This window comes from Pirellulaceae bacterium (genome assembly GCA_029243025.1).
Lineage (GTDB): Bacteria > Planctomycetota > Planctomycetia > Pirellulales > Pirellulaceae.
This window is the reverse complement of the sequence record JAQWSU010000046.1, coordinates 42,990-55,591: the sequence shown is the minus strand read 5'-3', so window position 1 is coordinate 55,591 and position 12,602 is coordinate 42,990. Positions and strand designations below refer to the sequence as shown.

Genomic DNA, 12,602 nt, shown 5'->3' with positions numbered 1-12,602 from the left:
CCACCGGCGTGTCCAGCTTCGCTAAGTCCGGATACTGTTTCGCTGGGAAGACCTGCGTTGATAACCACGGCTCGATTGGCCAGCTCTTGCGATACTAACCAGGCATCGAACCATGAAATGTATTCCCCGGCATAGGTGATGCTGTCGCCAAGAAATAGAATGCGTTTTGCATTCTGGAGCAAATTCATCCGTTCAACGTTTGACGAATCAGATGAACGCGTATGTTCAATGATGAAAGTAACAACTCGCTCTGGTTCGGGATGGTCGAAGTGATGGCCGTTTGACTTCTCAGTGCCCTCTGGGACGGAGATCACTTCTAGCTCATGTCCCTGCTGACGCAGTCGTTTCTGCAGCAAGTAACTGTTTTCCTGCGGTGGGACAACTCGATCATTCTCCGAAACGATATGTAATAGTGGAATGTTTGCGGTGGCGATGGCTGTGCCGTGGTCAATCGGGTTTTGCTTGTACTGGAGAGCTGCTTCTTCGGTCATGCCATACGCCGCCAAGCACTTTTGCCATGTGGGTTTTGAACCCAGGCCATTACCTTGGCCGCCCGGCCAGCTTTTGATGTCGCAGACCGGAGTATCACAATAGATGCAAGCTACTTTTTGTGGGTTTGCCGCGGCCCAGTTGTAAACGAATAATCCGCCACGGCTGACACCCTCAAGGGCGGGTCTGGTGGCAAGGTTTCGCTCGTTCGTCATGAAGTCGTAAAACTGATTTCCAATCTCGACCGCTGTTGGGCTGCCGAATAGTTCGGCCACGTCGACGTAACCGATATGGTAACCGCGCGCGAGTAATTCTCGATCCATCTCCGCGTGGTAGCCCGGGAAACGCGCTCGCCACACCCAAGGATTTCCCGTTGCAGCACGCTCCGGGATAACCACATAGGCGGGGCGATCTGCAATGTGAAAATGCTGCTGTCGAAAACCGTGCCATGGGGTCTCTCGTTCGAACCATGGTTGATCATCGTTCGCAAAAGACAAAGATGATGATGAAAGGATGGCAGCAATGATCAGCGGCAGCGTGATTTGTGGATGAGTAAATAGCGATGGCATGTTTTGAACTCGGTTCACTGGAGGGAAGCAAATTGGCCTCGAACCTACATTGTAGCCAGCAAATTGTTGTACTGGAAACAGCCTTTCCCTTTCTTGTCATCTGATGCGAATTTGATTTCTGATTGTGTTTGCAGCGATGCCCGGCTCGAAATATGATCGAGATGAAACGATGATCGAATGGACGGTGTAACGAGAATGAACCAGCCAAAAGGATGCGACTGTCGGAAGTTATTGACGTGGGTGGTAATGTTTCAGCTCGTCTGTGCCGTTTTTGTGTCCCGAGCTGTTGCGCAAAGAAATGCAGCAGAGAAAACGGTTCCTGAGGACGTGAAAGAGGACGGCCCTTTGTTGGCTCCCTTAACGTCGACGCCGACGGCGCCAGCCGATAATCCAACCACAAAGGCGAAAGCTTTTCTGGGGAAACAATTGTTCTTCGATCCACGACTTTCGGGTGACAACACGATAAGCTGTGCCAGTTGTCACATTCCGGGAAAGGCGTACGGGGATGGCATTGCATTGGCCAGAGGGCAGCAAGATCAACTCTTAACACGAAACACGCAAAGCTGTCTGAATGTAGGGTTCTACCCGAGTTTGTTTTGGGATGGACGTGCGGCAAGCCTCGAGCAACAGGCACTTATTCCGATCCAATCCCCGCGGGAAATGAATCAGGAGTTAGTTGAGATTGAGCAAGAACTAGCGCGCATCCCCGGTTACGTTCGTCAATTTAAAAAGGCGTTCGGATCCGCCCCGGATCGAGATGGAATTGCGAAGGCGCTGGCCGCCTATCAGCGAACGTTGGTGACGGGACCTTCCGCCTACGATCGTTTTCTGATGGGGGATGAAGAAGCGCTTTCGAAGGAAGCGAAGCAAGGTTTGGAGTTGTTTCAGGGTGATGCCGGCTGCATTGAATGTCATCATGGACCTTTGCTGAGTGACAATAAATACTATCGCTTGCGACTGAGTGGAGATCTCGGGCGAGCCTTAATCACTGGCGATGACGACGACCGATATCGTTTTCGAACTCCCAGTTTGCGAAATGTTGCCGAAACGGGACCCTACATGCACGATGGTTCTCTCCAGTCGCTCGATGATGTGGTTACTTTTTATTATCGCGAAATACCCTCGAGCCGTCGGAACGGCTTGCTGCCTGATACGCAAGCTTTGACCGGACAAAGTTTCTCCGAGATTCCCTTGATCGTTGCCTTTCTGAAATCGTTGACGGGAACGGTGCCAGAATTCATTCCACCGCAGTTACCGGTGGGACGGCAAGGTTTGCTGAAAGAGGAGACTTCTGGAGTTCCGTGATGCGAAGCGAGAGGGCCAGGGAATGATCCCGTGAGAAACAAGAGCTAAAACGTCTGGAAACAGCCCTGGGATGAACAGGGATGGAGGCAAGGTTTTGTCCAAGCCTCGCTGATGGCCGGATCTAGGGCACTGGTGCTCCCCGGAGCTAGGATTGGATTGACTGATCGTGTGCTGGTTGGTTCCTCACCCTGCAATCGCTTTTGATCCGGATCGCTGATCCGAGTTAGCTTCCGAAAGGTCACTCTGGCGAAAGAACGCCTTGACTTGAGGCGAGCAAGTCGTGAGGAGTAGCTCATAAGCGGGGACGGACCATGCTGAAACGGCTTGGCAAGCTTTGAGGGGAATTGGGTGTTTTGTCGCCCTGCGAAGCTTGCCTGCTAAGCTTACTGGTGAAGTTGGACGCCCGATACGAAAGGCATTGCTTGCGGTGGACTATTCCTGCCCGTTATCATGCAGTTTCGCGAGAAACTATTTTTCGATCACTGGCGGAGGCGTTGGTTATGGAGCAAGGCTCGCACGCGTTCACGTCGCTCAATGCGCGTTGTCAAGAGGGACTGACGCTCTTGAATCGCCGCGGCATGATGAAGGCCGGGTTGGCTGGGATGGCCGGCTTAACGCTGCCACAACTGTTGCAAGCTCGCGCCTTGGCCAGCGAGTTGGGTGCGCAGGCTCCCACGGGAAAGAGTGTGATATTGCTTTGGATGGCGGGTGGACCCAGTCAGATTGATACCTGGGATCCGAAGCCCGATCGGCCCTACGAAAATCGTGGCCCCTTTGGCGTCACGGCCACTAAACTGCCTGGTGTTTTCATCAGTGAGCATCTGCCCAAGCAGGCCGCGATGCTAGATCGTTTCTCGATCATTCGAAGCGTCGATTGCCAAAAGAGCAATCATGAACCCAATGCTGTCTTGCAAACGGGCCATCGCGAGGCGGCGCCTCGCGTGAACCGAGACGGCCATCGATATCCTGCGATCGGATCTTTCGTTGCGAAGCACCACGGGGCCAACCAAGTTGGTGTACCACCCTATGTGGCCTTTCAGAAATCCGTTTCGCACATTGCCAAAGCAGGTTACTTGGGCCAAGCTTACGATCCGTTCATCGCTGATCGTGCCGCTCGCCTGCCAGTCTATGATCTTGTTGGTAACAATACGGGCCGAATGACATCCGCTCAGATGTTTCAGTCGACAACTGCTTTGAAGCTTGATCGTATCAATCAACGGCGTTCGATGCTGGCTCAACTGGACCGCCTCAGACGCCATGTGGACCAGAGCGGTGCGATGGACGCGATGGATGTGTTCACTCAGCAAGCCGTAGAAATGATCGCGGGGAAACGCGTACAAGTCGCCTTCGATCTGAATCAAGAGCCCGCCAAGTGTCGCGAGCGATACGGTAAGCATCTCTGGTGTCAGCAGGCCTTGCTAGCGCGACGGCTTGTCGAGGCTGGCACCGCGTTCGTCACGATTGATTTGAGTTACCATACTGCGTCGGGAACTTGGGATACGCATGGTGACAATATTCCTCCCTATGGCGGTATTAAGAACGGTTTGGGGCCGCTTTTGCCGCTGTTCGACCATCTGATCACAACGCTCGTCAGCGACCTCGAAGAACGAGCACTGTTGGACGATGTTTTAGTTATCGCCATGGGTGAATTTGGACGGACACCCTATTTGGGAACGCAAGGGAGTACGGACGGTCGTAACCACTGGCCAGACGTTATGTCGATGTGTATGGCGGGTGGGGGATTGCGGCATGGGCAAGTGATTGGCAGCACTGAGTTTGACGGCGGCCACATACGTGAGCGACCGGTGACTCCCGGTGATTTGTCCGCGACGATCTTTCATCACTTTGGTGTCCCCTTGAATACGACTTACGCGGATTTCAGCGGCCGTCCTCGCTACGCGGTTCAAGAAAATGGTCAACCAATCCGAGAATTGATCTAGACGCAGGGACAGAATGTGCCGTTCTTTTCAAACCACAATCTGTAGTTTGTTGCTGCTTGCCAGCGGTGTTTGGGTCGACGGCGCGACGGCCAGTCCGGCTCGCTTCCACTACATGGGGGCCGATGTTCTTCCCCCGTTTGAAATCAACGGGCAATCGGTCAAAATTCATTGTCAAGGTCTCGTTGTTTCTGATGATCACTATCTGATTACCGGGCGATGCGAAGCCAAGCCCAAACGCGCTTTTTTGTTGAGGTTAGACCGCCGTGATGCTTCCGCGCGATTTGAATACGTCGATTTGGCACCTCGTGAAGTCAACGGCAAACGTCTTGATCATCCGGGGGGATTTGACCGTGATGAGCAGGGAATGTATTGGATCCCCTTATCCACCAGTCGGCCGGCAGGTCCATCCTTGATCTGTGGATACAATTTGGATTCGAGACGTCCGTTGTCCGACTTAAAAGCGGAGACTTGTTTTGAAGTCGACGATCATATTGGTGCCGTTTGTCGGGCTGGTGCTGGTGATGGCCGCCTGTTAGGGGCGAATTGGGATACGAAGCAGGTTTATCTTTGGTCGAAAGATGGGCAGTTGATCAAACGGATGGGCTTTCGACAGATGTTTGCGAAAAGCCCCGTTTCTCGCTTTGCCATTCAAGATTGGAAGTTTGCTCGCTTGTCCGATCGTGCATGGATCATTGCTGGTGGTATCGATAAATCACGGCAAAGGGGGAAAGCCAATCTGCAGTTGATTGATTTGGCTCAAGGCGTGATCCATACCAATCATTATTTTGCGGATCGAAGTGACGTGAGTCGGCCCGTTACGAACGAAGGGCTCGCTTGGTATCAAGATACGTTGTATCTTTTGCCCGAGGATATCGGTCGAGGAGCGAAGGTTCTACGTTACCGGCTGGAATGGTGAGTGGGTTAGAAGCAGGTTGGGTGGTTGTTCTGTTGCTGCTTCGTAATTGGCTGCAATGATCAGGGTCGACACGACCTTTTCTCTCCGGTCGTTGATGGAGCTCAGTTTCTCACACCTGTAAGCGGTTTTTTGGTGGAAAAAGAGGCTAATCATCGTACCCGCCGAATCGATTTGTTTGCATCGACCGATCGATTGATTCGTGAGCATCTTGGGGGAGAGCATTGGCTGGTGTAACATGTGCGTAACAAAACATCGGGAGACTCGACGCACCCCGTGCCGAAGCGGTTTTTGCCCCCTGTCGCTGAATAGAGAATCTTGATGAGGAGAGAATCAGATATGGAAAATTGGACCGTTGGCCGGTATCTCGCGGCTCGATTGCAACAGATTGGATTGAAGCACTACTTTGCCGTGCCTGGCGATTACAACCTGGTGTTGCTTGATGAATTGATCGCAAACCCCGATCTGCAAATGGTGGGTTGCTGTAACGAATTGAACGCAGGTTATGCTGCTGATGGATACGCGCGTGCTACCGGCGGTGCATCGGCAGTTGTGGTCACTTTCAGTGTTGGCGGTTTGAGCGCACTGAATGCGGTCGCTGGGGCATACGCGGAAGATTTACCCGTGATTGCGATTTCCGGTGGACCGAATACCAATTCCGAATCCGAGTATGAATTGTTGCATCACACCATCGGTAAGGTGGATTACGGTTATCAGCGAGAAATTTTTTCAAAGGTGACTGCCGACGCAGTGGTGATTCAGCATCCGGCGGATGCTCCGAGTCAAATTGACGAAGTGATCGACAAAGCACTGACGCTTCGCAAGCCGGTTTACATCGAAGTTGCTTGTAACATCGCCAATGCTCCGACCTCTGCCCCTCAAGCTCGCACTTTTGGTCAGCCGCCTCAGAGTGACCCCGATTCACTTGCCGCGGCAGTGGAGGCAGCCGCAGAGATGTTGAATGGTGCGACGAAGCCCGTTTTGGTGGCCGGCGTGAAAATTGGTCCTTATAAAGCTCAGCAGGCGTTTACTGAGTTGGCGGATGCAGCTGGCTACGCGGTCGCAGCGATGCCGAATGCCAAGGGACTTTTCTCTGAACAGCATCCTAGTTCAATGGGTACCTATTGGGGCGCCGTCAGCTCGCCCGGCTGCAGTGAGGTGGTTGATTCTGCTGATTGTTATTTGTTTGCCGGGGGAACGTTCAGTGACTACACGACGGTTGGTCATACCATCTTGGTCGACAGCAAAAAACTTATCGAAGCAAAGGCAGATAGCGTCCGCTTAGGCGGAAAAAACTTTAGCAATGTATTTTTGAATGATTTCCTCAAAGCGCTCACGCCGCAGGTCAAGCAAAACAAAACGTCGTTGACCGCATACAATCGTTTTCGTACTGAACAGAAGTGGCCTTCTCCTGAGGGAGCTGATGTTCCATTGACGACTGGCCAACTGTTCTCGCGAATCCAAAACCTGATCGATGAAAAGTCAGCCTTAGTCGCAGAAACGGGCGACTCCTGGTTCAACGGAATGGCGTTGAAGTTGCCCGAAGATTGTGAATTTGCAATTCAAATGCAATATGGTTCCATCGGTTGGTCCGTGGGAGCGACGCTTGGCTACGCGCTAGGGAGTCCTCAACGTCGTGTGCTTGCCATGATCGGTGACGGTTCTTTCCAGATGACCGCACAGGAAGTCTCAACGATGATTCGTTGCGGTGTGAATCCGATTATCTTTTTGATCAATAATCGTGGCTATACCATTGAGGTCGAGATTCACGATGGTCCCTATAACTACATCAAGAATTGGGACTACGCCGGTTTAGTGGATGTTTTCAATGCCGAGGACGGACGCGGATGGAGTTGCCGCGTTGAGACCGAAGGTGAGTTGGATGAGGCGATCACGAAGGCCGTTGCACACGATGGATTGAGCTTGATTGAATTGACGATTGAACGAGATGATTGCAGTCGTACCTTGCTCGAATGGGGTGCTCATGTGGCAAGAAACAACGGGCGGCCAGCGCGATTTATTTCGTTGGACGGTTAGCGGGGACTGATTGAGCTGCTCAATCGGTACGCGTTTCAGTGAGTTTGAGCATACACAATGATGTTGATTGCCATGGCATAGGACTGAATGGAAAATTTGTTGAAGAATTCTTGGGACTCTCCTTCACGTTCCCAGCCATCCGCAATATCCGTGTTGTGGGTAGCAACTGCCATCAACTGTCCTTCGCCATCGAACAAACCCATGAAATGAACTTGGCTCAGGTCGGGTACTCCTCCATTGGGCCGTCGGTGAATCTCTGGCGGGTCGTAACTCAATTTTCGTTGTGCGTAGAAAATGCGAGCGGGGATTTGTGGGCATTTCTCCAGCGGATAGACAATTGACATCAAAGCGTGTTCCGGGGGGATTTCTTTCCAATGCCAATCCGCTGCCAAATCGGATGTGTTTTCGTAGAAGTTTTTCCACTCGGCGGCCCCCCAGAAATCATCGACCCACAGAAAACCTCCTCGTTTAAGATAGCGATGTAGTTGGCCTTTCTCTTGCCGTGACAAGACTTGCCATCCGACGTCACTCATGAATAGGAAGGGATAGTCGAAGATTCGGGAGTCGGTCAGTCGCAGTGAGATAGGTTCTGGATTAATCGACAGCGACGTTAATTCGGTGAGTCGAAAAAGTAGGTTACGTTCGGCTCGGGGGAAATCGGTTTCCCACCGTTCCCAGTCGCGACCCTCATAGCGATACCAAGACTCCCCAAAGCCGCCGCTGCTGTCGTACTCCACACGTACGAATGTGAACCGATCCTGTTTCATCAGGTCAGCGGGATTTTTCGGCGCACGAGGTGTTTCATCGGCCTGCCGGAGTGTTGCGTCGGCGAGGACGATCGCGGTCGTGAGTAGCAGGACGAAGGCCGGTTGCGTCAGATGTGACAAGTTTTTCATGTTCACTATTCTACCCATCCCGAGGATTAAGTGGAGTGAGCACTTACCGTTTTATGTTCCGCTTGAACGCTTGCCGATGGACTGTTTCTGCTGAGTTCTGCTGCGGATTCGTTGGTGCCACAATGCTTGGTCTTGTTGCGACCTTGCTGGCGATCGATGGGGAATTCAAATGGATGATTGGTTCCTCGATAAGCTTTCTGCCGGGAAGGTGACTGTTCGCTGTCTTGCCGCAGGTGCTGCAGACATGCAGAGCGGAAAAGTTTACGATGAAATTCAACTGGATCGAATTCGATTCAACGATGCATGTACCGCGACTCAGAAAGCCTGGCAATGTTCCGTCGAACGAACCGATCTGATTCTTCTCGTCAACCTTACAGTCCGCAGACCGCGACCAAGTATTCCCGGTTGCGTGGGGCGGCCGTCTCGGAAACGATTTGCCCGTATTGTGCGGTTGGTTGTGGTCAGCTTGTTTATACGAAGGCAGGTCAGATCATCGATATTGAGGGTGACCCTGACAATCCAATCAGCGAAGGAACACTTTGTCCGAAGGGAGCGAATGCGTTTCAACTCGCGGTCAATCCCCATCGGGTTACACACGTACTTTATCGTGCGCCTTACTCGGACCGTTGGGAGCAGAAGACGATGGATTGGGCGATAAAGCAGATTGCCTTGCGAGTCAAAACCTCCCGAGACAAAGACTTTACCGCTTGCGATCAGACGGGGCGGCGACTGAATTCAGTACGGCGAGTCGGTAGTCTGGGTGGTGCAACGATTGACAACGAGGAGAATTACCTGCTCAAAAAGTTGTTTACTGGCGGGCTGGGAATCGTGGGGATCGAAAACCAGGCGCGAATATGACATAGCTCATCCGTGCCCGGTCTGGGCACTTCGTTTGGGCGTGGTGCGGCGACGACCTATCAGCAAGACCTGGCGCACAGCGATAGTGTCCTGTTCATGGGCTCGAATATGGCAGAGGCACATCCTGTTGGCTTTCGCTGGCCGATGAAAGCAAAAGAGAATGGTGCGACATTGATGCACGTTGATCCTCGTTATACGCGCACTTCTGCCCTGTGTGATGTGTTTGTGGACATTCGAGCCGGTACCGATATCGCCTTTCTTGGGGGCTTGATCAATTACGTCATCGAAAGCGAACAATGGTTCAAAGAATATGTGTTGAACTACACGAACGCTTCATCAATGATCGATGAACGGTTTCAAGGGACCGAGGATTTGGATGGGCTGTTCAGTGGGTTTCAGTCCGACGAGACTTCGCGAGGTTACGACGCAAAGAAGGGGGGCTGGCACTACTCCCGATCTGACGACGGAGAGCCTTTGCGGGATCCTACGCTTGAGCATCCCAATTGTGTATTTCAGATCTTGAAGCGACATTTTGCTCGCTACACGCCGGAGATGGCAGCGGAAATCTGCGGTTGTACTCCTGAGCAGTTAATTCGGGTTGCAGAAACGCTCTGCCGCAACTCGGGACGCGAACGCACCAGTGCGATTGTCTATGCGCTGGGCTGGACCCAGCACAGCACGGGAGTCCAACTGATTCGAGCAGCCGGGATTTTGCAGTTGTTGTTGGGCAACATCGGGCGGCCTGGCGGCGGGATTATGGCCATGCGTGGTCACTCGACCATTCAAGGGTCGACCGACTTGGCGACACTTTACGATTTGCTGCCAGGTTATTTGCCGCAGCCAATCGCAGAGTCACACCATGAGACGCTCGATGCGTATGTCGATAGTGCTGCACAATCGACCGGTTATTGGTCCAATTTTCGCAAGTTTATTGTCAGTCTACTGAAGGCTTGGTACGGAGATGCAGCGACTCCAGAAAACGATTATGGTTTTTCCTGGTTGCCTCGACTTGATGCGAACTACTCGCAACTTGCCTCTTTCGATCGGATGTCGCGAGGTGAGCTGGAAGGCTATTTCTTGTTCGGTCAGAATCCGGCAGGGGGTGGTCCGAATGCGATGTTGCATCAGGAAGGATTGCGTAATCTAGATTGGCTTGTTGTCTTAGATTGGTTCGAGACGGAAAGCTCGGTGTTCTGGAAAGATGATCCCCAGGGACCTCCTGCCGAGGACATTAAGACCGAGGTGTTTTTCATTCCTGTCGCTGCGGCTCCTGAAAAAGAAGGCAGTCTGACCAACACACAACGTTTGATTCAATGGCACGATAAGGCGCGAGATCCGGCAGGCGAGAGTCGATCGGATGCCTGGTTCATTTACGAGTTGGGAAAACAGTTAAAGCGGCTTTATGCCGGCTCGACGGATCCCAAGGACCAGCCGTTGCTCAACCTTACCTGGGAGTACGATTTTCGACAGCCACCGCGACTACCGGATGGATCGCTCAGCCAAATCGATGGCGAACCTGATCTAGAACGAGTTCTACAGGAGATCAACGGTCGATCGCTTACTGAAATCGATCCGCAGACAGGCGAGCCTCGGTTGTTAGCAGGCTTTTCCGAACTCAAAGATGATGGTTCAAGTGCCTGCGGATGTTGGATCTACAGTGGCGTATTTCCGAGCCCTGGTCGAAATCGATCGCGCGAACGATTACGCAAGCATGATTCCGTTGAATCGAGTTGGGGATTTGCCTGGCCCGCCAATCGTCGGGTTCTCTACAACCGAGCGTCAGCTGACCCCGCTGGGAAACCCTGGTCAGAACGGAAAAAGTTGATTTGGTGGGACGAAGCCACGCAAAAATGGGTTGGCAAAGATGTGCCGGATTTTGAGATCGACAAGTCTCCCGATTATCGTCCCCCCAACGGATCTACCGGGATGGCGGCGATCGGTGGTCACAATCCGTTCATCATGAAGAGTGATGGATTGGGTTGGTTGTTCGCGCCGACTGGGCTGAAAGATGGCCCGCTGCCGGTGCATTATGAACCCATTGAGGCTCCGGTTGAAAATCTGCTTTATCCCGATCAAAGGAGCAGCCCTGTCGTCGAGATGTTTCCGGGACCGTTAAATCCCCTGGCCTCATCGCCAACCGATGAGTATCCGATTGTCGCGACCACCTTTCGACTTACGGAACATTTCCTGAGCGGACCGATGAGTCGCTTTAATAGTTGGCTGAATGAGTTGCAGCCTGAAATGTTTGTTGAATTAAGTCATGAGTTGGCGGCGGAAAAGGGAATTGATCCTGGTAGTTGGCTGACTGTTCAATCAGCACGTGGACGAATTCAGGCTCGCGCGATGGTGACGCGGCGATTGCGACCACTCACCATTAATGGTCGAGTTGTGCATCAAATCGGCATTCCGTTTCATTGGGCTTTCGCGGGAGAAACGGTGGGGGATACGGCCAATCAACTCACCTCTTTGCTCGGCGAACCCAATATTAGCATTCACGAAAGTAAGGCATTTACCTGCCAAGTGCGCGCTGGTCGATCTGAGCAACACCGTTCGCCGAATCCCACCAAATCCATCGCGAGCTGGCCTACGGAAGAGCCGGTTCCCGATACGCCTCCGCATGCTCAACCCGAGGGAAAATTTAAACGTGGTCAGTAGAGAGAAAAGCCTGTCTGAGCTGGCCTCAGGTGCTGAGCACTCACCCAGTCGCTTGGCGATGATAATCGATTATGCGCTGAAGCCGTTTAGGCGAGGACGAGCGCCTGAGCCACAGCCTGCCACCGGATTCTTTACCGATACGTCGGTGTGCATCGGATGCAAGGCGTGTGAGGTTGCCTGCAAACAGTGGAACCAATTGCCTGCCGACGGATTCCATTGGACGGGGAACAGCCATGATAATACGGCTGACTTATCAGCCACCTCTTGGCGACATGTCAAATTTATCGAGCAATTGATTGAACCTGCAGTGGATACGCCCGCGAGGGGCGACTCATCTGTTAATCCACTCGATTTGTTGTCCACCGATCAAGATCGTCCTGGCCGATGGCTGATGATGAGCGATGTGTGTAAGCATTGTGTCACGGCCCCTTGCCAACAGGCATGCCCGACAGGATCGCTGATTCAAAATGAGTTTGAGAATATTTACGTACAACAGGATATTTGTAACGGCTGTTCTTACTGTGTGGCTGCTTGTCCATTTGGAGTGATCGGTCGCGCGACCTTCGATGGGCATGCGCATAAATGCACGCTTTGTTATGATCGCCAGCGAGACCAGTTAGAACCCGCTTGCGCAAAAGCATGTCCTACCGAATCAATTCATTTTGGATTGATCGAAGATCTGCGGCAACGAGCACGCGAACGAGTCGAAACTTTACATCAACACGGGGTTACTGCCGCTTACTTGTATGGCGATCAGGCGACGGAAGGCTATTCCGAATTGAACTCGTTCTATTTGTTGGTTGACGAGCCCGCTGTCTATGGGCTTCCTGACTCTCCGGTCAATCCCTGGCTGCAAATGAAGGGTGATTATCTTCGCGCCGTTTTTACCGCCGTCGTTTGCGTTGCTTTTCTCTGGGCAACCCTTGTGTTGGGAAGGTGA

At 52.5% G+C, this 12,602-nt stretch carries 8 protein-coding genes; 6 read left to right on the top strand and 2 right to left on the bottom strand.

Annotated features, from left to right (window positions below; translation table 11 throughout):
* Positions 1–1,058 (bottom strand): prolyl oligopeptidase family serine peptidase (locus P8N76_23260; protein MDG2384607.1); only part of this gene is annotated, 1,058 nt, incomplete at its 3' end.
* A 195-nt stretch (positions 1,059–1,253) separates the two neighbouring features.
* On the opposite strand from P8N76_23260, the gene P8N76_23255 reads away from it, so the two are divergent.
* From P8N76_23255 to P8N76_23240, 4 genes are all read left to right on the top strand, one after another.
* Complete coding sequence (locus P8N76_23255) at positions 1,254–2,363, top strand: cytochrome c peroxidase (GenBank protein MDG2384606.1); 1,110 nt, start codon at positions 1,254–1,256, stop codon at positions 2,361–2,363.
* 500 nt (positions 2,364–2,863) lie between these two features.
* A complete protein-coding gene (locus tag P8N76_23250; protein ID MDG2384605.1) occupies positions 2,864–4,303 on the top strand; it encodes a DUF1501 domain-containing protein in 1,440 nt (479 codons plus the stop codon).
* Positions 4,304–4,316: 13 nt separating this feature from the next.
* Positions 4,317–5,219 carry a hypothetical protein gene (locus tag P8N76_23245; protein ID MDG2384604.1) on the top strand — a complete coding sequence of 301 codons (903 nt, stop codon included), beginning with the start codon at positions 4,317–4,319 and terminating at the stop codon, positions 5,217–5,219.
* A gap of 336 nt (positions 5,220–5,555) precedes the next feature.
* Positions 5,556–7,253, top strand: coding sequence for a thiamine pyrophosphate-binding protein (locus P8N76_23240; protein MDG2384603.1), 1,698 nt, complete (start codon positions 5,556–5,558; stop codon positions 7,251–7,253).
* A gap of 35 nt (positions 7,254–7,288) precedes the next feature.
* Here P8N76_23240 and P8N76_23235 read toward each other — a convergent pair whose 3' ends face one another.
* A complete protein-coding gene (locus tag P8N76_23235; protein MDG2384602.1) occupies positions 7,289–8,149 on the bottom strand; it encodes a DUF4159 domain-containing protein in 861 nt (286 codons plus the stop codon).
* A gap of 330 nt (positions 8,150–8,479) precedes the next feature.
* Between P8N76_23235 and fdnG the strand changes: the two genes are divergently transcribed.
* Both fdnG and P8N76_23225 read left to right on the top strand, forming a co-directional pair.
* Complete coding sequence (gene fdnG, locus P8N76_23230; GenBank protein MDG2384601.1) at positions 8,480–11,662, top strand: formate dehydrogenase-N subunit alpha; 3,183 nt, start codon at positions 8,480–8,482, stop codon at positions 11,660–11,662.
* Positions 11,652–12,602, top strand: a complete 951-nt coding sequence (locus P8N76_23225) for a 4Fe-4S dicluster domain-containing protein (GenBank protein MDG2384600.1) — start codon at positions 11,652–11,654, stop codon at positions 12,600–12,602. Before fdnG ends, P8N76_23225 begins: the two co-directional genes overlap by 11 nt.